The 21,735-nt window shown below is 69.6% G+C and carries 23 protein-coding genes; 9 read left to right on the plus strand and 14 right to left on the minus strand.

The window, feature by feature from the left end:
* Positions 1 to 23 precede the first annotated feature (23 nt).
* A complete protein-coding gene (locus J2739_RS21880; RefSeq protein ID WP_309905536.1) occupies positions 24 to 1,436 on the plus strand; it encodes a short-chain fatty acyl-CoA regulator family protein in 1,413 nt (470 codons plus the stop codon).
* 42 nt (positions 1,437 to 1,478) lie between these two features.
* Here the strand turns inward: J2739_RS21880 and J2739_RS21885 are convergent, their stop codons facing one another.
* Positions 1,479 to 2,387: a LysR family transcriptional regulator gene (locus J2739_RS21885; protein ID WP_309905722.1), complete on the minus strand. Its 909-nt coding sequence runs from the start codon at positions 2,385 to 2,387 to the stop codon at positions 1,479 to 1,481.
* A 130-nt stretch (positions 2,388 to 2,517) separates the two neighbouring features.
* Here J2739_RS21885 and J2739_RS21890 point away from each other — a divergent pair, with 130 nt between their 5' ends.
* The 5 genes from J2739_RS21890 to J2739_RS21910 all read left to right on the plus strand — a co-directional run bounded on the left by J2739_RS21890 (position 2,518) and on the right by J2739_RS21910 (position 7,197).
* Positions 2,518 to 3,480 carry a hydroxymethylglutaryl-CoA lyase gene (locus J2739_RS21890; RefSeq protein WP_309905539.1) on the plus strand — a complete coding sequence of 321 codons (963 nt, stop codon included), beginning with the start codon at positions 2,518 to 2,520 and terminating at the stop codon, positions 3,478 to 3,480.
* 11 nt (positions 3,481 to 3,491) lie between these two features.
* The gene (locus J2739_RS21895; protein WP_309905541.1) at positions 3,492 to 4,643 is read left to right on the plus strand and encodes a CaiB/BaiF CoA transferase family protein; all 1,152 of its coding nucleotides are present in this window, start codon (positions 3,492 to 3,494) and stop codon (positions 4,641 to 4,643) included.
* Between the two features lie 39 nt (positions 4,644 to 4,682).
* On the plus strand, positions 4,683 to 5,657 hold the full coding sequence (locus J2739_RS21900; protein WP_309905543.1) for a tripartite tricarboxylate transporter substrate binding protein: 975 nt from the start codon (positions 4,683 to 4,685) through the stop codon (positions 5,655 to 5,657).
* 60 nt (positions 5,658 to 5,717) lie between these two features.
* The gene (hppD, locus tag J2739_RS21905; protein ID WP_309905545.1) at positions 5,718 to 6,794 is read left to right on the plus strand and encodes a 4-hydroxyphenylpyruvate dioxygenase; all 1,077 of its coding nucleotides are present in this window, start codon (positions 5,718 to 5,720) and stop codon (positions 6,792 to 6,794) included.
* A gap of 163 nt (positions 6,795 to 6,957) precedes the next feature.
* Positions 6,958 to 7,197, plus strand: a complete 240-nt coding sequence (locus J2739_RS21910; protein ID WP_309905547.1) for a hypothetical protein — start codon at positions 6,958 to 6,960, stop codon at positions 7,195 to 7,197.
* Positions 7,198 to 7,213: 16 nt separating this feature from the next.
* On the opposite strand, the gene J2739_RS21915 is transcribed toward J2739_RS21910, so the two are convergent.
* The 6 genes from J2739_RS21915 to pqqA all read right to left on the minus strand — a co-directional run bounded on the left by J2739_RS21915 (position 7,214) and on the right by pqqA (position 10,901).
* The gene (locus J2739_RS21915; RefSeq protein WP_309905548.1) at positions 7,214 to 7,480 is read right to left on the minus strand and encodes a hypothetical protein; all 267 of its coding nucleotides are present in this window, start codon (positions 7,478 to 7,480) and stop codon (positions 7,214 to 7,216) included.
* 133 nt (positions 7,481 to 7,613) lie between these two features.
* A complete protein-coding gene (gene pqqE, locus J2739_RS21920) occupies positions 7,614 to 8,765 on the minus strand; it encodes a pyrroloquinoline quinone biosynthesis protein PqqE (protein ID WP_405053928.1) in 1,152 nt (383 codons plus the stop codon).
* Positions 8,765 to 9,055 (minus strand): pyrroloquinoline quinone biosynthesis peptide chaperone PqqD, encoded by a 291-nt coding sequence (pqqD, locus tag J2739_RS21925; protein ID WP_309905552.1) that lies wholly within the window; start codon positions 9,053 to 9,055, stop codon positions 8,765 to 8,767. Before pqqD ends, pqqE begins: the two co-directional genes overlap by 1 nt.
* Positions 9,052 to 9,816: a pyrroloquinoline-quinone synthase PqqC gene (pqqC, locus tag J2739_RS21930; protein ID WP_309905554.1), complete on the minus strand. Its 765-nt coding sequence runs from the start codon at positions 9,814 to 9,816 to the stop codon at positions 9,052 to 9,054. The genes pqqD and pqqC overlap by 4 nt, the downstream gene beginning before the upstream one ends.
* Positions 9,817 to 9,832: 16 nt before the next feature.
* A complete protein-coding gene (gene pqqB, locus J2739_RS21935) occupies positions 9,833 to 10,753 on the minus strand; it encodes a pyrroloquinoline quinone biosynthesis protein PqqB (RefSeq protein ID WP_309905556.1) in 921 nt (306 codons plus the stop codon).
* 73 nt (positions 10,754 to 10,826) lie between these two features.
* The gene (pqqA, locus tag J2739_RS21940; RefSeq protein WP_010100094.1) at positions 10,827 to 10,901 is read right to left on the minus strand and encodes a pyrroloquinoline quinone precursor peptide PqqA; all 75 of its coding nucleotides are present in this window, start codon (positions 10,899 to 10,901) and stop codon (positions 10,827 to 10,829) included.
* A 124-nt stretch (positions 10,902 to 11,025) separates the two neighbouring features.
* Between pqqA and J2739_RS21945 the strand changes: the two genes are divergently transcribed.
* Genes J2739_RS21945 through J2739_RS21955 form a run of 3 tightly spaced genes read left to right on the plus strand, consistent with a single transcriptional unit; the run spans position 11,026 to position 14,097 of the window.
* Complete coding sequence (locus J2739_RS21945) at positions 11,026 to 12,066, plus strand: alpha/beta fold hydrolase (RefSeq protein ID WP_309905559.1); 1,041 nt, start codon at positions 11,026 to 11,028, stop codon at positions 12,064 to 12,066.
* The gene (locus J2739_RS21950) at positions 12,063 to 13,454 is read left to right on the plus strand and encodes a histidine kinase (protein WP_309905560.1); all 1,392 of its coding nucleotides are present in this window, start codon (positions 12,063 to 12,065) and stop codon (positions 13,452 to 13,454) included. Before J2739_RS21945 ends, J2739_RS21950 begins: the two co-directional genes overlap by 4 nt.
* On the plus strand, positions 13,441 to 14,097 hold the full coding sequence (locus tag J2739_RS21955) for a response regulator (RefSeq protein ID WP_309905562.1): 657 nt from the start codon (positions 13,441 to 13,443) through the stop codon (positions 14,095 to 14,097). The genes J2739_RS21950 and J2739_RS21955 overlap by 14 nt, the downstream gene beginning before the upstream one ends.
* Positions 14,098 to 14,161: 64 nt before the next feature.
* Here the strand turns inward: J2739_RS21955 and J2739_RS21960 are convergent, their stop codons facing one another.
* From J2739_RS21960 to J2739_RS21990, 7 genes are read right to left on the minus strand one after another with little or no spacing between them, the layout of a single operon-like run.
* Positions 14,162 to 14,818, minus strand: coding sequence for an HAD family hydrolase (locus J2739_RS21960; RefSeq protein WP_309905565.1), 657 nt, complete (start codon positions 14,816 to 14,818; stop codon positions 14,162 to 14,164).
* A 22-nt stretch (positions 14,819 to 14,840) separates the two neighbouring features.
* Positions 14,841 to 16,754 (minus strand): chorismate-binding protein, encoded by a 1,914-nt coding sequence (locus J2739_RS21965; RefSeq protein ID WP_309905567.1) that lies wholly within the window; start codon positions 16,752 to 16,754, stop codon positions 14,841 to 14,843.
* Entirely contained in the window at positions 16,755 to 16,883 is a 129-nt protein-coding gene (locus J2739_RS21970; protein WP_309905569.1) for a hypothetical protein, read from the minus strand. It lies immediately after the preceding gene.
* Between the two features lie 22 nt (positions 16,884 to 16,905).
* On the minus strand, positions 16,906 to 17,736 hold the full coding sequence (locus tag J2739_RS21975; RefSeq protein WP_309905571.1) for a formylmethanofuran dehydrogenase subunit C: 831 nt from the start codon (positions 17,734 to 17,736) through the stop codon (positions 16,906 to 16,908).
* The gene (gene fhcD / locus J2739_RS21980) at positions 17,733 to 18,656 is read right to left on the minus strand and encodes a formylmethanofuran--tetrahydromethanopterin N-formyltransferase (protein WP_309905573.1); all 924 of its coding nucleotides are present in this window, start codon (positions 18,654 to 18,656) and stop codon (positions 17,733 to 17,735) included. The genes J2739_RS21975 and fhcD overlap by 4 nt, the downstream gene beginning before the upstream one ends.
* Positions 18,653 to 20,332, minus strand: a complete 1,680-nt coding sequence (locus J2739_RS21985; RefSeq protein ID WP_309905576.1) for a formylmethanofuran dehydrogenase subunit A — start codon at positions 20,330 to 20,332, stop codon at positions 18,653 to 18,655. The genes fhcD and J2739_RS21985 overlap by 4 nt, the downstream gene beginning before the upstream one ends.
* Positions 20,329 to 21,573 carry a molybdopterin-binding domain-containing protein gene (locus J2739_RS21990; protein ID WP_309905578.1) on the minus strand — a complete coding sequence of 415 codons (1,245 nt, stop codon included), beginning with the start codon at positions 21,571 to 21,573 and terminating at the stop codon, positions 20,329 to 20,331. The genes J2739_RS21985 and J2739_RS21990 overlap by 4 nt, the downstream gene beginning before the upstream one ends.
* Positions 21,574 to 21,735: the final 162 nt, after the last annotated feature.

Consider the following 21,735-nt stretch of genomic DNA (forward strand, 5'->3'; position numbering starts at 1 on the left):
TTGCAAGCGCCGGGGGACAGCTCATGAAGAAGACCTTCATGGGGGTGCGCCTGCGCAAGCTGCGCGCGGAGCGCGGCCTGTCGCAGATCGCCATGGCCAACGAACTGGGCTTGTCGCCCAGCTATCTCAACCAGCTGGAGCAGAACCAGCGCCCGCTCACGGTCGCGGTCCTGCTGAAGATCCACCGCACGCTGGGCGTGGACGTCCAGCAGTTCTCGGAGGACGAGGAAGCCCGCCTGATTGCGGGCATGCGCGAAGCGCTGGCGGACGCGCCCGAGCAGGTGACCTTGCCCGAGCTCGAGGAAGTGGCCGCGCAGATGCCGGCGCTGGGACGCGCGCTGATCGCCCTGCACCGCCGCAACCTCGAGGCCATGGAGCAGCTCGAGACCATGGCCCTGCGCCTGGGCGATGACCGTTCCGATGTCACGGCGCCGCGCGCGACGCCGTTCGAAGTGGTGCGGGACTTCTTCGTGGCCCACCAGAACCACTTCGATGGGCTCGATCGCGCGGCCGAGTCGCTCGCGGGCGAGGCCGAGGCGAGCGGCGGCACGCTGACCGAGTGGCTGGCCCAGCGGCTGCTCCAGAAACACGGAGTCCGCGTGCTCTTCGCAGGCGACACGAAGGACATCAAGCGCCACTATGAGCCGGCCGCCCACGCGCTGCGGCTGTCGTCCGCGCTGGGCGCGGCGCAGCAGGCCTTCCAGCTCGGCACCCAGCTCGCCCTGCTCGAGCTGGGCGACGAGATCGAATCGCTGATGGATGCGCCGCCCCTCACCGAGGACGTGCCCTCCCGCAAGCTCGCCCGCATCGGCCTGGCCAACTATTTCGCTGGCGCCCTGCTCCTGCCTTACGGGAAATTCCTGCAAGCCGCCGAGAGCCTGCGCTATGACATCGACCTGCTGGGCCAGCGCTTCGGCGTCGGCTTCGAAACGGTGTGCCATCGGCTCAGCTCGCTGCAGCGGCCGGCAGCGCCTGGCGTGCCCTTCTTCTTCGTGCGGGTGGACCGGGCGGGCAACATCTCCAAGCGGCAGTCCGCGACCCACTTCCATTTCAGCCGCACGGGTGGGACCTGCCCGCTCTGGAACGTGTACGAGGCCTTCGGGCAACCGGGCCACATCCTGACCCAGCTCGCGAGCATGCCCGATGGCCGAACCTATCTCTGGATCGCGCGCACGGTCTCGCGCGGCCAGCGCGGCTATGGCTCCCCGCGCAAGACCTTCTCCATCGGCCTGGGCTGCGACATCCGCCATGCGCCGCGGCTGGTGTATGCCAAGGGGCTGGACCTGCGCGACCCCGAGGCCGCGACGCCGATCGGCATGGGATGCAAGGTGTGCGAACGCATGCACTGCCCCCAGCGCGCCTTCCCCTTCGTCGGGCGGCCGCTGGACGTGGATGAGAACCAGAGCCGCTTCACGCCGTACGGGATCGCCTGGTGAAGTCCCGTGCCGACTCTCGGCCGGCGTCATCCGTCTCCGTCTTCATCCGCGAGCCGCCGCGCGCTTCGCCAGGTGCGCCACCAGCAGCCCCGCGGCGGGTGACAGCTGTTTCTCGTTATTGAAGCAGATGGCGAAATCACGCCGTGCCCAGCGGTCGGTCAGGGCGACGAACTTCAGCCGGTAGACCGAGGCCATGGGCTCGGCGATCTCGCGCGGCACGATGGCGATGCCCAGGTTGGCGCGAACGCATCGCAGGCATGCATCGAAGGTCGAGACGACCGCGCGATAGCTCAGTGGTTTTCCGACGATCGCCGCTTGGCGGGCGAGCATGGTGTGTACCGCCGTGTTGGTGGGCAATCCGACGTGGTCGAAGGCTAGCGTCTGCTCGAAGTCGACCCTCCTTCTTCGCGTAAGCGGATGATCCGCAGGCGCAATGACGGCGAGGCGATCGCTGCGGTAGGTGCGGGTCTGGAGCCCCTCCAGATCGGCTGCGTTCCAGCACACCCCGACCGGCGCCAGGCCTTCACGAATGCCACGCACGAGGTCCCGGCTGAGCGATTCCTCGATGTCGACGCGGATGTCGCGATGCGCGGGGATCTGCAGAAAACTCGCGATGTCGTCCGGCAGGCTTTCCGCGATCGAAGAGACCGTCGCGAGCACGCGCACCTGGCCCTTGATGCCCTTGCCGTAGGCCGCCATGTCACGCGCCACGCGGTCCTGCCCCGCAAGCAGGGCGCGCGCATGCTCCAGCAGGATCTCCCCTGCCCCGGTGGGGACCACGCCTCTTCGGTTGCGCTCCACGAGGGCATTGCCGACGGTGCTCTCGAGTTGCGCAAGGCGCTTGCTCACCGCGGAAGCGACGATGTGGTGCAGCTCCGCGGCCCGCGCGATGTTGCGCATTTCGCAGACGGTCACGAAAAGGCGAAGGGTCGTCAGGTCCAGGTCGTGCATGAGAGGCCAGAAGTTCCGAACTGGAACGATGGGCGTTCCAAGATACCGCTTTTCCTCCTGAACCGGAATCCCTAAAGTCCCCCATCGAAGTACAAGCCACCCTGGCCCCAGAGCCTGGAGAGACAAACCCATGACGAACACGAGCCCCAGGCTGCCATCCGCTGCCGTGGTCCGCGAGGTCGGCCTGCGCGACGGCCTGCAGAGCATCGCCACCATTCTTCCGACGGAGCAAAAGCGCGAATGGATCGCCGCCGCCCATGCGGCCGGCCAGCGCGAGATCGAAGTCGGTTCCTTCGTGCCGGCGCGGCTGCTGCCGCAGCTGGCCGACACGGCCGAGCTGGTGGCCTACGCCAGGACCTTCCCGGACCTGTTCGTCTCCGTGCTGGTGCCCAACCTGCGCGGTGCCGAGAACGCGATCGCGGCCGAGGTCGACCTGATGATCGTTCCGCTGTCGGCCAGCCATCAACACAGCCTGGCCAATCTCCGCAAGACGCCCGACGAGGTGGTCGCCGAGGTGGCGCGCATCCGCGCCGCACGCGACGCCGCCGGCTCAAAAACCCTCATCGAGGGCGGCGTCGGCACGGCCTTCGGCTGCACCCTCCAGGGTCAGGTCGAGAAGAGCGAGGTGCTGCGCCTCATGCAGGCCCTGCTCGACGCCGGCGCGGACCGCGTCAGCCTGGCCGACACCGTCGGCTATGCCGACCCGGCCATGGTGCGCGAGCTCTTCGAAGCGGCGATGGAGATCGCGGGCGAGCGCTTCTGGTGCGGCCACTTCCACGACACGCGCGGCCTCGGCCTGGCCAATGTCTATGCGGCGCTTGAAGTCGGTGTGCGCCGCTTCGACGCCTGCCTGGCCGGCATCGGCGGTTGCCCGCACGCGCCGGGCGCGAGCGGCAACGTCTCGACCGAAGACCTGGCCTACATGCTCGGCAGCATGGGCATCGCCACCGGCATCGACATCGACGCGCTGCTCGCCCTGCGCCAGCGGGTCGCCCGCTGGCTTGCGGGCGAGACCTTGCATGGCGCCGTCTGGCAGGCCGGCCTGCCCAAGACCTTCGCCGCCCCTGCCGCTCGACCCGCCATCGCCGCCTGAAAGACCCTCGCATGACGTCCCAAGCTCCCTTGCCCCTCTCCGGCGTTCGCGTCCTCGAATTCACCCACATGGTGATGGGCCCGACCTGCGGCATGATCCTGGCCGACCTCGGCGCCGAGGTGATCAAGGTCGAGCCGCCCGGCGGCGACAAGACGCGCAAGCTGCCCGGCCTGGGCATCGGCTTCTTCCGCAGCTTCAACCGCAACAAGAAGAGCGTGGTGCTCGACATCAACACCGAGGAAGGCCGCGCCACCGCCGCCGAACTCGCCGGCGAATGCGACGTGGTCCTGGAGAACTTCCGCCCGGGCCTGATGAAGAAGCTGGGCCTGGACTACGAGACGCTCTCGAAGCGATACCCGAAGCTGATCTACGTCACGCACAAGGGCTTCCTGCCGGGCCCTTATGAGAAGCGCCTGGCGCTGGACGAAGTGGTGCAGATGATGGGCGGCCTGTCGTACATGACAGGGCCCGTCGGCCGGCCCTTGCGCGCGGGCACCTCGGTCAACGACATCATGGGCGGCATGTTCGGCGCCATCGGCGTGCTGGCCGCCTTGCGCGAGCGCGATGAGACCGGTCGCGGCCAGGAGGTGCAGAGCGCCCTGTTCGAGAACTGCGTGTTCCTCTGCGCGCAGCACATGCAGCAGTACCTGATGACCGGCGAGCCGCCGCCGCCCATGCCGGCGCGGGTGTCGGCCTGGAGCGTGTACGACGTGTTCACCCTGGCGGACAACGAGCAGCTCTTCATCGGCGCGGTCAGCGACAAGCAGTTCGAGACCCTGTGCCGCGTGCTGGAGCGCACCGACCTCCTCGATCGGCCCGGCTTCGCCGACAACGCCTCGCGCGTGGCGGTGCGGCCCGAGCTGCTCGCCACGCTCGGCGAGATCCTGATCCACCATCGCATCGACGAGCTCTCGCCCAAGCTGGAGGCCGCGGGCATTCCCTACGCGCCGATCATGCGGCCCGAGCAGCTGGTGGAAGATCCGCATCTCAAGGCCAGCGGCGGCCTGGCACCGATGACCACCGACGACGGCGGCGTCACCGACGTGGTGCTGCTGCCGCTCCTGATGGGCGGCCGCCGACCGGGCGTGCGCTCGCCGCTTCCGAAAGCCGGCGAGCACAACGATGAGATTCTTTCCCGGCTGAAATCGCGACAGACGGCCTGAGCCCCCTATCGAACCGACAACTTCCCAGGAGACAAGACCATGAACCTTCGCATTTCCCGCCGCGGCTTGCTCGGCCTCGGTGCCTCCACGCTTGCCGCCGCCGCCCTGCCCGCCTTCGCGCAGTCCGACAAGCCGGTGCGCATCGTGCTGCCGATCAGCGCCGGCTCGGGCGTGGACACCATCGCCCGCGCGGCCTCGCCGGCGCTGGGCAAGGCCTTCGGCCAGCCGGTGGTGATCGAGAACCTGCCGGGTGCCGGCGGCATCACCGGCGCCTCGGCCGTGGCGAAGGCGGCGCCCGACGGGCTCACGCTGGGCCTGTTCTCGAACAACCACGTGATCAACCCGGCCGTCTACAAGAAGATGCCTTTCGACGCGATCGACGACTTCACGCCCATCAGCGTGATCGGCGCGACGCCGCTGGTGCTGGTCGCGAACAAGGACGTCCCGGCAAAGAACGCGAAGGAGCTGATCGCGCTGCTCAAGGCCAAGCCCGACGACCTCAACTACGCCTCTTCCGGCAACGGCACCATCATTCATCTGGCGGGCGAGCTGTTCCTCGAGCAGGCCGGCGTCAAGGCGAAGCACATCCCCTACAAGGGCACCGGGCCCATGGTCACCGACCTGATCGCCGGGCAGGTCCAGTTCGGCGTGGTGGCACTGCCGGCCATCCAGCAGCATCTGAAGAGCGGCGCGGTGCGCGCCATCGGCCTGTGCGGCGCGCAGCGCTCGCCCGCAGCCCCCGACATCCCGACCCTGGCCGAGCAAGGCCTGTCCAACTACGACGTCGAGGGCTGGTTCGCGGTGGCAGGCCCCGCCAAGATGGCGCCCGCCGAGGTCAGGCGCGTTCACGATGCCTTCGTCAAGGCTTTCCAGAGTCCGGACGTGGTCGATGCCATGAACAAGCAGGGCAACGTGATCAAGCCCACTTCGCCCGAAGACGCCGCCAAGTTCTTCAAGAGCGAGGCGACGCGCTATGCCGCGCTGGCCAGGAAGGCCAACGTCACGCTGGACTGAGCAGCCACGAGCGGGCGGGGCCGAGTGCGCCTTGCCCGCTTCGACATCGGGAGTTTTCACATGGCAGACCTCTTCGACAATCCCATGGGGCTCGCGGGTTTCGAATTCGTCGAATTCGCATCGCCGACGCCCGGCATGCTGGAGCCCGTCTTCGAGGCCCTTGGCTTCCAGGAGGTGGCACGCCACCGTTCCAAGGACGTCTCGCTGTTCCGCCAGGGCGACATCAACTTCATCGTGAACCGCGAGCCAGGGAGCGACGCCGCCTATTTCGCGGCCGAGCATGGTCCCTCCGCCTGCGGTATGGCCTTTCGTGTCAAGGATTCGCACCTGGCCTACCAGCGTGCGCTGGACCTGGGGGCTCAGCCCATCGAGATTTCGACCGGCCCCATGGAGCTTCGCCTGCCCGCCATCAAGGGCATCGGCGGCGCCCCGCTGTACCTGATCGACCGCTTCGAGGAGGGCAAGTCGATCTACGACATCGACTTCCGATGGATCGAGGGCGCAGACCGCCATCCCGTGGGGCACGGCCTGAAGTCCATCGACCACCTCACCCACAACGTGTACCGCGGCCGCATGGCCTATTGGGCGGATTTCTACGAACGGCTCTTCAATTTCAAGGAGATCCGCTACTTCGACATCCAGGGCGAATACACCGGCCTGACCTCCAGGGCCATGACCGCGCCCGACGGCAAGATCCGCATTCCCCTGAACGAGGAGTCCGCCAAGGGCTCGGGCCAGATCGAGGAATACCTGATGGCCTTCAACGGCGAAGGCATCCAGCACATCGCGCTGCTCACCGACGACCTGATCGCCTCGGTCGACGCCCTTCAGATGGCCGGCGTGCCGCTGATGACACCCCCCAACGACATCTACTACGAAATGCTCGAGAAGCGCCTGCCCGGACATGGCCAACCGGTGGCCGAACTGCAAGCGCGCGGCATCCTGCTGGACGGCGCCACGGAGGGCGGCACGAAGCGGCTGCTGCTGCAGATCTTCTCGCAGACGCAGCTGGGCCCGGTGTTCTTCGAGTTCATCCAGCGCGCCGGCGACGAGGGTTTCGGGGAAGGCAATTTCAAGGCGCTGTTCGAATCCATCGAGCGCGACCAGGTCCGCCGCGGCGTGCTGCAGACGGACTGAAATCTTCTGACGGCTGCGGGAGCCTGGCCACGTCTTTCGTGGCGAAATCAAGGCTCCGGGGGGTGCCGCCCGGCCCCGCACGAACGGCCCGCTTCGGGGGAGGCTGCCTGCAGCGGCGATTTTTTCTTCCATCCAACGCAGGCGCCAACTGACGACGAGGTCCGTGCGCAAGCCCAGCATGGCTGGCATGTGCCGCGCGCGCTTCCTTGTCATGATGGTCGACATACTCCGGCCTGGAGCGTTCGGATGGGCGCTGTTCGAATCCTTCGATGACATGCCCGGCTTCGAGCCCTTCGCGCGTTCAGATCTCAGCTTCCCCACGTACGAGCGGGCCTGGGAAGCCGGGTGTGCGGCGCTTCAATCCTGTATGGAGGATCTGAATCTGCTGGACGACGAGGACTGAGAAGGGCTGACCCCGCTCAGTCGCCCTGGGAGGAAGCGCCGGACTGCTGTTCCCGAATCAGGAATTCATCGATCCAGGCGCGGGCCTTGGCCGCAAGCAGGCTTCTCGCTTTGGCCTCTTCGGTCACGCCGCCGAGCCCGATTCTGAACATCACCTGGCCGGCCCGTTTCACATCGGCAAAGTAATACACCCCTTCGCCGACAGGCTCGGAACCCACATCGATCGTCCATTCGGGTGGCGCGGCCGGCGGATCGGTGTCCGTGCGCGGCGGGGAAATATTCATCGGTGGACCCTGTGCAAGTACGACGCAGTTCAGTATGCACAGCCCCTGCGGCGGCGCAACGGGGTCATCGGCAAGCCATCGCTCCGGTTCGGCAAGGGTCGGCGCGGCGAACGCCTGAGACGGTGACCTGGGATTACCGATCGGGCGTGACGGGAGAAGCGAGGCGGCGCGAATTGGCGGGATCGCGGAACACCAGCGGATGCTCGACCGGGCCGGCGGGGCCGTGCGCGGCGGCGCGCTGCACCGCCTCCACCACCCGGTGGTGCTCGGGACTCTTCGCGCAGACCGGATCGGCCGCCGCCGCGTCGTGCGCCAGCAGGTAGGCCTGGCAGCGGCAGCCGCCCAGGTCTTGCTCGCGCATGTCGCAGCTTGCGCAAGGCTCCTTCATCCAGCCGGTGCCGCGGTAGCGGTTGAAGCCTTCGGAATCGAACCAGATCTCGCGCAGGCTGTGCGCCGTCACGTTCGGAAAGGCCAGGCCCGGCAGCATCCTCGCGGTATGGCAGGGCAGCGCCGTGCCATCCGGGGCGACGGTGAGGAACATGCTGCCCCAGCCGTTGACGCATTTCTTGGCCCGCCCCTCGTGGTAGTCGGGCGCGACGAAGAAGATGCGCATGCGCTCGCCCAGCCGGGCGCGCCAGGCATCGGTCACTTGCTCCGCATGGCGCAGCTGCTCGTGCGTCGGCAGCAGGTGGTCACGGTTCAGGAAGGCCCACGAGTAGTACTGCGTGTTCGCCAGTTCGAGGTACTCGGCGCCCATTTCGTGCGCCATCTCGATGATGCGGTCGATGTGGTCGATGTTCATCCGGTGGATGACCACGTTCATCACCATCGGCCAGCCCTGGTCCTTGATGATCTTCGCCACGCGGTTCTTCAGCGTGAAGGTCTTCGTGTGCGAGAGGAAATCGTTCATCTCGCGCGTGGAATCCTGGAAGGACAGCTGCACGTGGTCGAGCCCGGCGGCCTTCAGCGCGGCAGCGCGGTCGGCATCGAGGCCCACGCCGGAGGTCAGCAGGTTGGTGTAATAGCCCAGCCGCCGGGCCTCCGCCACGATGATCTCCAGGTCGTCGCGCAGGAGCGGCTCGCCGCCCGAGAGGCCGCACTGCACCGCGCCGAGCTCGCGGCCCTCGCGCAGCACGCGCAGCCAGTCCTCGGTGCCCAGTTCGCTGTCCTGCCGGGCGAAGTCGACCGGGTTGAAGCAGAACACGCAATGCAGCGGACAGCGGTAGGTCAACTCGGCCAGCAGCCAAAGCGGGGGCCCGGGGCGCGGTGGCTGCGTCATCTGCATCATGCCTCCCAGCGCAGCCAGTTCTGCTGCGCCGCCAGTTCGACGAAGCCCCGCACTTCGGGCTCCAGGCCGGTGGTGCCGAAGGCCTGTTCCAGATCGGCCACGATCGCGGCCAGGCTGCTTGTGCCATCGCAGCGCTTCATGATCTCGCCGGCGCTGCCGTTGAGCCGCACCATGCCCTCGGGATAGAGCAGCACATGGCAGTCCTGCGCCGGCTCCCATTGCAGGCGGAAGCCCGGACCGATCCGAGGGCGGCTGTCGGCGCTCAGCGCTGACCGGGTGGCGCTCATGCGTCGTTCACGCCGTAGCGCGTCGCCATCGCATCGTTCATGGCCCACAGGATGTCGAGCTTGAACTGCAGCACTTCCAGCGCGCGCTCCTGCAGCGCGCGGGTGTCGAAGTGATCGAGCGTGATCGCCAGGCCCTGTTCGACGTCGCGCCGAGCCTGGCTCACGCGATTGCGGAAGTAGTCCAGGCCTGCCGAGTCGATCCACGCATAGTGCGCCGGCCAGGTGGCCAGGCGCTGCTTGTGGATCTCGGGCGCGAACAGTTCGGTCAGCGACGAGCACACCGCCTCCTGCCACGGCGCGCGGCGCGCGAAATTCACGTAGGCGTCGACCGCGAAGCGCACGGCGGGCACTACGTGGCGCAGGTCGCGCACTTCCTCCCGCGCCAGACCCACGGCCTCCGCCAGGCGCAGCCAGGCCTCGATGCCGCCCGGGTCCTTCACGCCGCCGAGCTCGAAACCGTCGTGGTCGAGGATGCGTTGCACCCAGCCGCGCCGCACCTCCTGGTCGGGACAATTCGAGAGCACCGCCGCATCCTTGATCGGGATCGCGATCTGGTAGTAGAAGCGGTTCGCCACCCAGCCACGCACCTGCTCGGGCGTGGCACGGCCGCTGTTGAGCATGACGTTGAACGGATGGTGGATGTGGTAGCTGCGGCCACGCTCGCGCAGCCGCGACTCGAATTCCTCGCGGCTCCATGCGGGCGCGCTTTTCTCGCTGCCGGAGGCCGGGCGAGCGGGGTCCTGAAGCCTGTCGGCGTGCATGCTGTGGTTCCGCGGTTCAGAGTTGAAGGGTCATGCCGTCTTCGCAGGGCTCGATGTCCGCGCGTCGCAGCGCGGCATGCTCGTCGGAATCCTCGTCGAGGATGGGGTTGGTGTTGTTGATGTGGATCAACATGCGCCGGGTGCCTGCGGGCAGCCGCGCGAGCCATTCGATCATGCCGCCTTCGCCCGACTGCGGCAGATGGCCGATCTCGCGCGCGCGCTTGGTGCCCACGCCCAGGCGGACCATCTCGTCGTCGGTCCAGAAGGTGCCGTCGACCATGACGGCGTCGGCGCTGGCCATGGCATCGAACACCGGCGGCGTGATGGCGCCCAGGCCCGGCGCGTAGAACACGCTTCTGCCGCTCTTGCGGTCGCGGATCGTGATGCCGATGTTGTCGCCCGCCACCGGATCGTCGCGGTGCGGCGAGTACGGTGCCGCCTTGCCGGTCAGCGCCAGGGCGCGGAAGTCCAGGCCGGACACGCCGGGCACCTCGAAAGCGCTGCCGTCCAGCGCGATCGCGTGCCGCGCCACGCCGCAGTAGTGCGACAGCACGCGCAACACCGGATTGCCCTGGCTCAGGTCTTCCGACACCGGGTCGGTGCACCACAGCGGCAGCGGCTTCGTGCGCTCGCGCAACATGAAAAGACCGGTGGCATGGTCGACCTGCCCATCGATCAGCACCACGCCGGCGATGGCGCTGTCGCGCAGCGCGCGCGCCGGCTGCAGCGCCGGATTGCTGCGGATCTGCTCCAGGATGTCCGGCGAGGCGTTGAACAGGACGCCGTCGTCGCCCTCGTCGGGCCGCACGAAGATGGAGGACTGCGTGCGCGGCCTGGCGCGCACCGTGCCCGAGCGCACGCCCGCGCAATTGCGGCAGTTGCAATTCCATTGAGGAAAGCCGCCGCCGGCCGCGGAGCCCAGAACAGTGATGCGCATCGAGAGAATGAAAAGGCGGGCCCGGAACAACCCGCCCCGGCGGTGCCGGGGCGGGTTGTCACGAAGCGCGCATTCAGCGGGCGCTGACGTACATCGTGATCTCGAAGCCGAAGCGAAGATCAGTGGCCGTCGGGGTTTCCCATTTCATGTACATGTCTCCTGCAAGCGTTGCACGGCGCCGGGTGGCCGCCGCGAGGATCGATCGATATCCTCTTCGCATACTGGACTCTCGCAGCGCTGCGCTCCAGCCATGAAATCATGAATCTCACTTCATGATTTTCATGAATGGCGGCCCGGGGCCCGCCGCTTACCATGCCCTCGTGCTCCCTTCCGGCCTGTACCCCGATTCGCCGCCCCTGCGCGCCCATGCCCTGGCGGTCTCGCACGGCCACGTGCTGCATGTGGAGGAACACGGCGATCCGGCGGGCATCTGCGCCGTGGTCCTGCATGGCGGGCCGGGCTCGGGCAGCTCGCCCCTGCTGCGCCGCTTCTTCGACCCGGCCCGCTATCGGGTGATCAGCATCGACCAGCGCGGCGCGGGCCGCAGCCGTCCACGCGGCGCCACCACGCACAACCGCACGGCGGAGCTGCTGGAAGACCTGCGCACGGTGCGCGAAGAACTCGGCGTGCCGCGCTGGCTCGTGGTCGGCGGCTCCTGGGGCGCCACCCTGGCGCTGGCCTATGCGGGTTTCGAGCCGCAGGCGGTGGCGGCGCTGCTGCTGCGCTCGGTCTTTCTCCCGACGAGCGAGGCGATCGAGGCCTTCTTCCAGGACAGCGCCGGCCGCGCGCCGGAGGCCTGGGCGCGCTTCGCGGCGGTGGCGCCTGCCGACCAGCGTCACGACTTGCTGGGCTTCCTGGCCCGCAGCCTGCAGCGGGCGCCGACCGGCGGCGACGCGGACCTGCACCGGCGTCTCGCCCTCGCGTGGTGGCGATGGGAGCAGACGCTGGCGGGCAGCACCGCCGCTTCACCGGCTGCAGTCGAACCCGATCGAGAAATGCTGGACGCGCTGGCAGACCGCTACCGCGTGCAGAGCCATTACCTCGTCCACCGCTGCTGGCTGGATGCGCCACCGCTGCTGGACCGCCTCGGCGCGCTGCCGCCGGTGCCCACCTTGCTGCTGCATTCCCGCGACGACCGCATCTGCCGGCCCAGTGCCGCGCAGGCGGTGCACGAGCTTCTTGCGCACAGCCGCCTTCGATGGGTCGATGGCGCGGGCCACGACCCGGCGCATCCCGCGATGGCCTCTGCCATGGTCGCCGCGCTCGACGGCTACGCGCTGCACGGCCGCTTCGACGACGGGCGCGCGCCATGACACTGCGCCTGAAGATCAACCTGATCGTGAGCCTGCTGACCCTGCTGTTCGTCGCCGCCATGCTGGCCCTGCAGCTGCGTGCCATGCGCGAATCGGTGCAGGAGGAGGTGGTGGCGGCCAACCGCGTGGCTGCACAGCTGCTGAACCGGACGGCCTGGCTCTACGCGGCCCAGGGCACGCCTGCGATGCTGGCCTTCCTGCAGGGCGTCGGCCGCGTGCGCTCCAACGACATCACGCTGATCGACGACAAGGAAGAAGTGCTCTACAGCTCGCCGACGTCGGTCTACAAGGCCGGCCGCGACGCGCCGGACTGGTTCGATCGCCTCGTCTCGCCGCCGCCGAACGAGATGTCCATCGTCTTTCCCGGCGGCAAGCTGATCGTGCGTTCCAACGCCTCGCGCGCGGTGCTCGATGCCTGGGACGATGCCGTGCTGCTGGCGCTCAGCGCGCTGGGCCTGGTGCTGGCGGTCAATGCGCTCGTGTTCTGGCTGGTCGGGCGCGCCACGCGTCCGTTCGCGGACATCGTCGATGCGCTGAACCAGCTCGAAAGCGGGCGCTTCGATGTCGCCCTGCGCGCCCTGCCCGGCAGCGAGGCCGCAGCCATCGGCGCCGCCTTCAACCGCATGGTCGTCATGCTGCAGCAGCACATCGAGACCGAGCGGCGCGCGGTGCGGGCCGAGAGCCGCCTGTCCGAGAGCCGCGAGCTGGGCCGCTGGGTCGACCAGAAGATCGAACAGGAGCGCCGGCTGATCGCGCGCGAACTGCACGACGAGCTGGGGCAGTCGGTCACCGCGATGCGCAGCATGGCCTTGTCGATCGCCCAGCGCATGCAGGGACGCGATCCGCAGGCCGAGCAGGCGGCGCGGGTGATCGCCGACGAATCCGCGCGCCTCTACACGGCGATGCACGGCATGATCCCGCGGCTCACGCCGCTGGTGCTCGACAGGTTCGGCCTGGTGGCCGCGCTCGAGGACCTGGTGGAACGCACGCGCACGAGCCATGGCGAAGTGCGGCTCGAATGGCAGCTCGGGCTCGATCTTGGCCGCGTGCCGCTGGACACCGATGCGGCGCTGGTCCTGTACCGCGCCGCGCAGGAGGGGATCACCAACGCACTGCGCCACGGACAGGCGCGCCGCATCGTGCTCGCCCTGCATGGCGACGAACGGGCGGTGACGCTCTCGCTCACCGACGACGGGCGCGGCCTGCAAGGCCCCGAAGCCGCCCACGACGCCGGCACGGGCCATTATGGCCTGCGCTGGCTGGCCGATCGCATCGAAAATCTGGGGGGTGAACTGCGGCTTGAACCCGCGGTCCCCAGCGGTGCCCAATTGACGGTATGCCTGCCCTTGCCGGAGGCCGGCGCGGAGAAGATCGATGACCCAGGCTAACCAAGAGACGCCGCCGATCCGCGTGATGCTGGTCGACGACCATGCGCTGGTGCGCATGGGCTTTCGCATGCTGCTGGCCGACGCGCAGATCGAGGTGGTGACCGAAGCCGACACCGGCGAACAGGCCTGCCAGGACTATCCGCAGGTGCGGCCCGACGTGGTCGTGATGGACCTGTCGATGCCCGGGATGGGCGGCCTCGAAGCCGTGCGGCGGCTGCTCGCGCACGATCCGAAGGCGCGCGTGCTCGCGCTCTCGGCGCACGAGGACAGCGCCCACCCGCGCCGCGTGCTGCGCGCCGGCGCCCTGGGCTACCTGGCCAAGCGCAGCGCGCCCGAGGCGCTGATCGCCGCGGTGAAGGCGGTGGCGCGCGGCGAACGCTACGTCGATGCCCATACCGCGCAGGCGCTGGCCACGGCGCAGATCGAGGGCGATGCCAATCCGGCCGAATTGCTCAGCGAGCGCGAGTTCTCGGTCTTCATCCAGCTCGCGCGCGGCCAGACCGTGGCGCAGATCGCCGCCACGCTGAACCTTTCCCTCAGCACGGTGGGCTCGCACCTCTACCGCGTGAAGCAGAAGCTCGGGGCGAGCAATCAGGCGGAGCTGACCTGGGTGGCGCTGCGGTGGGGCCTGATCCAGGTATAGCCTGGCCTGAGCCCGTGCTTCTTCGACCTCGTGGCGCGGCGAGTCGCTGCCCCGTTGCGCCGGTTCATGCGCGTTCGAAAATCGGCCAGCCGGCCTGCAAGGCCTGCGCGCGCAGGCGCGCATCCGGGCAAACCGCCACCGGGTTCGACACCGCGCCCAGAAGCGGCAGGTCGCTGATCGAGTCGGAATAGAACCACGACTGCTCCAGGGTGTCGAGGCTCAACGCCCGCGCGGCCAGCCAGCGCTTCACGTGCATCAGCTTGTGGGCACCATAGCAAGGGTCGCCATCGATCGCGCCGTCGAGCGCGCCGTCGACCACCAGCGACGGCGTGGCGATCACGTCGGGCACACCGAACAGCCGGCCGAAGGGCTCGGCGATCAGCCAGGTGGTGGCGGTGACGATCGCGCAGAGGTGGCCCTCGCCCTGGTGCCGGCGCACCAGCGCACGCATCTCTGGCGGCACCCGCGGCGCCATCTCGGCCTCGAACTCGGCCGCCCATTGGCGCAGCACGGCGAGGCCGAAGCGCGCCAGCGGCGCGACGCTGACCTGGTGCAGTTCGCGGATGTCCAGCGAACCGTCCACGTACTGTTGGCAATAGCCCAGGTAGACCGATTCCGCATCTTCGGACAGGACGCCGCGCGCGACCAGGAAGCGGGTCCACGCCATGCCGCTGTCGAACGGGATCAGCGTGTGGTCGAGATCGAACAGCGCCAGCTTCATGGCGGAACGTCGATCGCGGCGCTCACGCGGCCGAAGCCGCATGCGGCTCCGGCTGGAGCTGCGCCAACAGCGCGCCGCGCAGCGCATTGCACACCACGAGCGCCTGCGCCGACTGCAGGTCTTCCCGCCGCAGCGTGCGTTCGGCGGCCTGCCAGGCGGGATCTTCGAGCAGCACCTCGCGCATGACGCCGGGCAGCGCGCCGTCCGCGAGCGGCGGCGTCCACCAGCGCCCGTCGATGCGCGCGAACAGCGTGCTGCGCCCGCCTTCGGCAAGACGGCCGTCGGCGGTGAAGAACAGGCTGTCGAAGGCGCCGGCGCGCTCGGCCTCGCGCACGCCGGCGTCGTAGTGGCCGCGCAAGGTGGTCTTGTGCGCAGCCAGCGGATTGGCATCGGGCAGCCGTCCGGCGGCAATCAGCAGCTTCACCGCGCCGCCGGCCAGGGGCGCCAGCGGCGCATGCGTGACGCCCAGGCGTCCGTCGTGCGCCAGGGCCAGCCGCAGGCGCGAGGGCTGGGCCTGCGCGAGTGCCGGCAATGCACCGTGCAAGGCCGCGAGCGCTGCATCCCTGTCGAAGGCGAAGCCCAGCGCGCGGGCACTGCGCGCCAGCCGGGCCAGGTGCCGCCGCAGGTGCCGGATGCCTTCGTGCGGCGTGGCGTACATCGTCTCGAACAGCTCGAAGCCCGGGTCGAGTCCGGTGAGAAAGCGGGCCTTCAGCCGGCACTCCTCGAATTCGTCGTGGGCGCCACTGTCCTGCACGATGCCCGCGCCGATGCCCAATCGCAGCGGCCGCAGCCCGCCGGCCTCGGCACCGAGCGTCAGGGTGCGGATCGCCACCGACAGGCAGAAGTCGCCGACGCGCGCGCCGGCGGCCGGCGCATCGATCCAGCCGATGGCGCCGCAATAGAGGCCGCGCGGCGTGCTCTCCAGTTCGGCGATCCACTCCATCGTGCGGTGCTTGGGCGCGCCGGTGATGGAGCCGCAGGGAAACACCGCGCGCAGCAGCTCGGGCATGCCGATCTCGGCGCGCAGCTGCGCCTGCACGGTCGAGGTCATCTGGAACAGCGTGGCGTAGGGCTCCACGGCGAACAGTGCCGGGACCTTCACCGAGCCGATGCGCGCCACGCGGCCGATGTCGTTGCGCAGCAGGTCGACGATCATCACGTTCTCGGCGCGGTTCTTGGCGTCCGCCGACAGCAGGCGGGCCATCTCGCTGTCGCTCTCGGGCGCGCCGGCGCGCGCCGCCGTGCCCTTCATCGGGCGCGCCGTGAGCACGCCGGCGTCGTGGCGCAGGAAGAGTTCGGGCGAGCACGAGAGCACGTGGGTGATGGCGCCCGGCTCTTCTCCCTGCGCGGCCTGCGGCAAGGCGATCAGCGCGCCGAAGGCCACCGGCTGGCGCGCACGCAGGCGCCGGTAAAGGCTCAGGGGCGAGCCGTAGCTTCGGCCCTGCATCCGGTAGGTGAAGTTGACCTGGTAGGTCTCGCCCGCGGCGATGGCGCCGTGGATGCGTGCGATGGCCTCGGTGAAGGCGGCCTCGCCGATGCTGGGGGCGAGCGCCATCACGCCGGCCGCCTGCGGCTTGCCGTCGCCCCCCTCCTCGCCCTGTTCGACCTCGGCCAGCCAGCGGCCGACCTCATCGGCCGAGAGCCGCGTGCAATGGCGAAACACGAGCACCCGCAGCGCCGAGGCATCGTCCGGTGCGAGCCGCGACTGCCCGGCTTTCAGCAGCTTGGCGCCCCACTCGTAGTCGGCCAGCAGCACCGCGTGCAGGCCTTGCCGCAGATCGGCATCGACCAGCGCCCACTGGGCCTCCAGGCGCGCAGGGTCGGTGCATCGGTGCTCGCGGACATAGCCGGTGTACAGCCGGCTGGTCGGCCGCTCGCGCGTCGAAGCGCAGTCGTCGAGCAGCGCGAAGCAGCCGATGGCGGGGAGAAAAGACATTCAGCTCCAGTCGTCCATGTCGTGCTCGATGCGGGGTCGGTGGGCAATCCATTCGATGGTAGCCGGCCGCGCGCGCGGGTTGCAGGCGCGGATCGCGAACATCGCGGCTGGGCCCTGGGTCTGCGACATCATGCCGAGTCAAGGAAAACGTTCAGGGGTTCACGACAATGAGCTCGCCCTTGCCGTCGGCAGAGAGATCGCCCAGATGGCGTTCGATGCGGCGTGCCGGCAGCCCGCTGAAGACGCCGCCATGGCGCGCCAGGTCGCGCGCGAGCAAGGCCCAGAACACCGGCGTCGCGGCGCGGTTGGCGACGAAGGTCGGCAGGGTCCGGATGGCCGCGGTCGCGGCCGCTTCGGGTCCCGCGAACACCACGCTGCCGCGACGCATGCCATGGCCCGCATGGGCGCCGACGCGGCCGCCGACGGCGATCGTGCCCGCCACCATGCGCGAAGCCAGGAAGGCGCCCACGCCGCCATGAATCAAGGCTGTGCCCCGGCGCATGCGGTCGCCGAAGCGGTCGCCCGCATTGCCATGGACCACGAAGGTGCCGCCGCGCATGCCGTCCATGTTGCCGGGCAAGGTGCTGGCGGCGAAGTCGCCGACGTCGCCTGCAACGGTGAGCGTGCCGCCGGCCATTTCGCAGGCGGCCAGCAAGCCGGCGCTGCCCGCGATGTGCAGCTCGCCCGCGCGCATGCAGCCCCCCGCGTAGTGGCCGGCATGGCCATCGACGCGGATGCGGCCGCCGTCCATCTGCCAGCCGATGCGGTCGAAGCGTCCGAGATCGCCTTCGAAGTGCAGCACCCCCGCCTCGCCCGCCTCGACGTCGAAGAACGCCGCCAGGGGCAGCATCGCGTTGCCATGGCCGACCGCCAGCCGCTCGACCTGCCCGACCGGGAGCTCCGCGAGCGCGGCCGGCGTGATGCCGCGCAGGTCGACGCGCAGCGCGGGCGCCTCCCGCAGCCTGAGGTGCCATCCGCTCATCGAGCCTCCTCCGCAGCGAGCAGCCGATGCAGATGGAAATGGAAGGGCCCGAGCTTTCCGCCGTAATTGCCGGCCGAGATGCGCAGCAGCCCGCCGGCCCGGCCGATCGCCACGGCGGCTTCCATGCCCACGCGCATGGCGGCGCCCACGTCGGCCTCCGTCAGGCCGTCGATCACGATCTCCAGCACGCAGCCGCTCGCGAGCGCGCTGTGCGCGACCAGGCCGACGAGGCTGGGGCAGAAGGCGTCGTTGGTCGAGGCACTGAGGTTGGCGTAGCGGCTGCCGACCTTCGAGCCCGAACGCACCAGGCCGCCCGGAAAGGGCATGACGACGTTGGGCAGCCGCTTCATCGCCGCCACCGCGGCCTCGGAGACGGCGAGCGCCGCATCGGTGTCGCGCGCGAGCAGCAGCAGGTTGCCGCCCCCCACGGCCTTGACCACGGGCGTGTCTTCCTGCGCCACGAACTCGCCGTCCATCACCGGCACGCGCCAGTAGCGCACGCCGTCGATGAGCTTGGAGATCTGCCAACCGTCGCCGAAGAAGCGCAGGTTCTTGCCAAGCGCGGCCGCATCGCCGCTGCCGGCTGCGCCGGGCGCGAGTCCGGCGAAGACCGCGGTAGTCGGGCAGGTCAGCACGCATTGGCCGACGCGGCGCTCCAACTGCTTGGCGAGCTCCTTGCCCGACATCGAGAAGATCAGCACGCTCACGCCGGGCCGGCCATCCGGCGTTTGCGCGGCATCGATCTCGCGCTCGATGCCGGCTTCGCAGCCGCAGGCGATCACCGAGGTCGCGAAGCCGGTGGCGGACACCGCCGCGTGCCGCGCCCAGACGAGGTTGTGTGCCGTGATGATGATGCGCGTGGCCTTCATCGGAAAGGCCTCCGCGAAGGTGTCGTCGATGAGCACGCCGTTGCGCTTCACGTCGCCCCCTTGAAGCAGGCGGCCGGCAGCAGGCGCCCGCCGTGGCAGCACTGGCACAGCTCGTCGTGGCCGATGGCGAGGTGATCGAAGTTGACCGAGCCTTGCGCGGCCAGATGCCGGCGCAGCCGTTGCTCGATGCCGCGGTCGTACGCCGGCTCGACGAAGTGGGTACCGCCCACCGGCACCGCCGTCACGCGCCCGTCGCGCGACACCAGGACGCCGTCCTTGAATACGTAGGCCGGCGTCGCGAACATGGCCTCGCGGTTGCGGTCCTCACGGTAGATGGCGATGTCGGCGGCCGCGCCCGCGCCCAGGTGGCCGCGGTCGCGCAGGCCCAGCAGCCGGGCGGGACCCGCGCGCGTCATGATCGCGATCTCGTAGAGCGACAGTTCGCGCGTGATCGAGCGCAGCGCGGCGTTCGCGGCCACCTCGGGATGGAGCCTGGCCAGCTGCTCCTCGCGAAAGCTGCGGTCCATCAGCAGCCGGATCAGGTGCGGATAGCTGGTGAAGGGGCCGCCGTTGGGATGGTCGGTGGTCAGCACCACGCGCCACGGATCGTCCACCAGCAGGAAGATCTCGAGCCCGATGACCCACTGCAAGGCGTTCACGTAACTCTGCTCGCGGTAGCGGAACGGCACCACGCCGCAGCCCGCCTCGCACTCGATGTCGGCGCCGATCCATTTGCGCGGGTGCGCCAGCCCCGACTGCGCATGCTGGCGCATGGTGTCGCCCGATGCGGTGACGGTCTGGCCGAACATGATCTGGCCGACGTCGATGCTGACGTTCGGATGCGCATTCACCGCCTCGGCCAGCTGCAGGGCGGCCGAGGAGAACTTCTTCGGCCCCTCGGTGCCATAGGCGTGGAACTGGATGTGCGTCAGATGGCCGGGCAGGCCTTCCAGCGCGGCGATGGTGTCCAGCGTGGACTGGATGTTGCCGGCCACGCCGAGGTTGCTGCCGTGGATGTGCAGCGGGTGCGGCACCCCGAGCTCGCGCAGCGCGCGCGCCAGCGTGTGCACCACCTGCCTCGGCGTGACCTGCCAGTGCACATGGTTCTCGTCGACGTCGAGCTTGCGCTGGTTGAACTTGAAGGCCGAGATGCCGCCGGGGTTCACCACCTTCACGCCCATCGCCTTGCTGGCGTTGATCGTCCAGCCCGCGTAGTCGCGGATGCGCTCGAAGTCCCAGCGCTCGGCCAGCATGCGCAGGAACAGCTCGTCGTTGCCGAGCATCACGTAGGCGCCATGGTCGAGGATCGGCGTGTCGCCCATCTCCATGTGCGTATGGCGTGCGTTGCAGGCCATCATGGCCGGCTCGAAGGCGGCCGTGTAGCCCATCTCGACGTAGCGGTAGCCGGTGGCCAGCGTGCCGGGGGTGCAGCTGCCGCAGGAGGCCAGCTCGAGCGCGTTGTCGGGCAGCACCGGCGGGTTCGCGTTCGAGCGGTGGTCTTCCGGCATCAGCATGCGCGCGAGGTTGACCTTGCCGCCGCCGATGTGGGTGTGCATGTCGATGCCGCCGGCCATCACGATGCAGCCGCCGACGTCGATCGCCTCGCCCTCGGCGCCCTGCGGCGGCGGCTCCACGATGCGCCCATCGCGCACATGAAGATCGCGCACCTCGTCGCGGCCGTTCGCCGGGTCGATGACGCGGCCCCCGCGCAGGCAGAAGTCGGTCATTGCGCGCCCTCCCGCCGAAGCGCCTGGACCGCCTGCGTCAGGCGCCGCAGCACGTCGCCCGCACTCGGCAGCCCGTCGTCGTACAGCGGCCGCAGCGGCAGCAGGACCGAGCCATCGGTGCGGAACAGATGGCCGCCGGAACCGATGCCGGGCGTCGACACCGGGATGAACACCCGCTCGCGTGCCGGCGCCCCCGCGTCCTGCGTCAGCTGCATTCGCGGGTGGCCCAGCACGACGCACGGCAGCGTCGCCGGCGGCGGCGCGGGTTCCGGGCCGAAGCTCGACACCCACAGCAGCAGGTCGACCGCGTCGTCGGCCAGCAGACGCCCTGCATCGAAGCATAGCGGTTCGTGCTCCAGGCCCGCGGGGCCGCAACGCGAGCGCAGCGGCAGGCCGGAAAGCCAGGCGAACACCTGGTTCACGGTCGCGGCGCCGTCGTCGCCGCCCAGCGAGAGCGAGGCCGCGCGCGTGCTGCGGTTGAGCGTGCCGACAATGCGCTGAACGGCCTCGACGATCAGCGCGCCCTGGGCCGGCAGCCGGCCGGGCTCGTAGACCAGCACCGCATAGCGCGCTGCCCGCAGCCGCGCGGACAAGGCGGCCAGCTCGGCCGGGACGCGCTCGTCATCCGCCGAGAGCCGTCCGGCCACGAGCGCCGCGAGCAGGGCCACGGTGTCGAACAGGTCGCCCTGCAGCGGGAGCATCTCGATGGGCGCGGCCGCCGGCTCGCCCGCGCCGCAACGGCGGAAGAATTCCGGATAGCGCGGCGTGGGGTCGCCGGTGATGCAGACGATGAGGTCGGCCCGCGTCCTCACTTCCGCCAGCGTGGTCGAGAAGCCGCCGCGATCCTGCAGCGCGCGCAGGCCGTGCATCAGCGCCGGCCCCCGCGCGGGGTCGCAGATGGCGCCGGTTTCGCAGGCCAACGCGTACAGGGCGCGGGCGCCGGCGACATCGGTGCCGAGGCCGCCGAACAAGGGCTGGCGACTGGCCGCGAGCAGCGCGGCAGCCGCCGCGAGCGCGGTGTCCAGATCGCAGTCGCGGCCGTCGACGTGCGGCCTTTCGGTGGCCGCCGCACCGCCGAATGCGGCCAGCGCGCTGCGCGCGCGGGGGCAGTCGCTGCCGGTCAGCGCGAGCGGCGTGCCGGGCGGCCCGAGCGCCACGCCGAAGCTGTCGCACAACAGGGGGCAGAAAGGACAGGTCCATGGGGCTGGGCCGGGCTGCCGGGTGGTGTCGACGGAATCCATGGGCGGGCAACCACGCAAAGCACGTGCCATTCATGCGCCTGGCCCGCGAGTCGGGTGCGCCGCCCGGACGCGGGTGCCGCTGTCACACGTGTGCGAGACAAAGTGTTGCGGTTTCGGCGGTCAATGCGTGCCGACGGCGGCCGTTGCCGGAGCCGGCGGGCC

Origin of the sequence: Variovorax soli (genome assembly GCF_031454625.1) — a bacterium.
Classification (GTDB): Bacteria; Pseudomonadota; Gammaproteobacteria; order Burkholderiales; family Burkholderiaceae_C; genus Variovorax; species Variovorax soli_A.

Bases quoted from the DNA above. Each gene is read 5' to 3' on its own strand.
- J2739_RS21880 (WP_309905536.1), top strand. From the start codon at position 24: ATGAAGAAGACCTTCATGGGGGTGCGCCTGCGCAAGCTGCGCGCGGAG.
- J2739_RS21885 (WP_309905722.1), bottom strand. From the start codon at position 2,387: ATGCACGACCTGGACCTGACGACCCTTCGCCTTTTCGTGACCGTCTGC.
- J2739_RS21890 (WP_309905539.1), top strand. From the start codon at position 2,518: ATGACGAACACGAGCCCCAGGCTGCCATCCGCTGCCGTGGTCCGCGAG.
- J2739_RS21895 (WP_309905541.1), top strand. From the start codon at position 3,492: ATGACGTCCCAAGCTCCCTTGCCCCTCTCCGGCGTTCGCGTCCTCGAA.
- J2739_RS21900 (WP_309905543.1), top strand. From the start codon at position 4,683: ATGAACCTTCGCATTTCCCGCCGCGGCTTGCTCGGCCTCGGTGCCTCC.
- hppD (WP_309905545.1), top strand. From the start codon at position 5,718: ATGGCAGACCTCTTCGACAATCCCATGGGGCTCGCGGGTTTCGAATTC.
- J2739_RS21915 (WP_309905548.1), bottom strand. From the start codon at position 7,480: ATGAATATTTCCCCGCCGCGCACGGACACCGATCCGCCGGCCGCGCCA.
- pqqE (WP_405053928.1), bottom strand. From the start codon at position 8,765: ATGCAGATGACGCAGCCACCGCGCCCCGGGCCCCCGCTTTGGCTGCTG.
- pqqD (WP_309905552.1), bottom strand. From the start codon at position 9,055: ATGAGCGCCACCCGGTCAGCGCTGAGCGCCGACAGCCGCCCTCGGATC.
- pqqC (WP_309905554.1), bottom strand. From the start codon at position 9,816: ATGCACGCCGACAGGCTTCAGGACCCCGCTCGCCCGGCCTCCGGCAGC.
- pqqB (WP_309905556.1), bottom strand. From the start codon at position 10,753: ATGCGCATCACTGTTCTGGGCTCCGCGGCCGGCGGCGGCTTTCCTCAA.
- J2739_RS21945 (WP_309905559.1), top strand. From the start codon at position 11,026: ATGATTTTCATGAATGGCGGCCCGGGGCCCGCCGCTTACCATGCCCTC.
- J2739_RS21950 (WP_309905560.1), top strand. From the start codon at position 12,063: ATGACACTGCGCCTGAAGATCAACCTGATCGTGAGCCTGCTGACCCTG.
- J2739_RS21955 (WP_309905562.1), top strand. From the start codon at position 13,441: ATGACCCAGGCTAACCAAGAGACGCCGCCGATCCGCGTGATGCTGGTC.
- J2739_RS21960 (WP_309905565.1), bottom strand. From the start codon at position 14,818: ATGAAGCTGGCGCTGTTCGATCTCGACCACACGCTGATCCCGTTCGAC.
- J2739_RS21965 (WP_309905567.1), bottom strand. From the start codon at position 16,754: ATGTCTTTTCTCCCCGCCATCGGCTGCTTCGCGCTGCTCGACGACTGC.
- J2739_RS21970 (WP_309905569.1), bottom strand. From the start codon at position 16,883: ATGTCGCAGACCCAGGGCCCAGCCGCGATGTTCGCGATCCGCGCCTGC.
- J2739_RS21975 (WP_309905571.1), bottom strand. From the start codon at position 17,736: ATGAGCGGATGGCACCTCAGGCTGCGGGAGGCGCCCGCGCTGCGCGTC.
- J2739_RS21985 (WP_309905576.1), bottom strand. From the start codon at position 20,332: ATGACCGACTTCTGCCTGCGCGGGGGCCGCGTCATCGACCCGGCGAAC.
- J2739_RS21990 (WP_309905578.1), bottom strand. From the start codon at position 21,573: ATGGATTCCGTCGACACCACCCGGCAGCCCGGCCCAGCCCCATGGACC.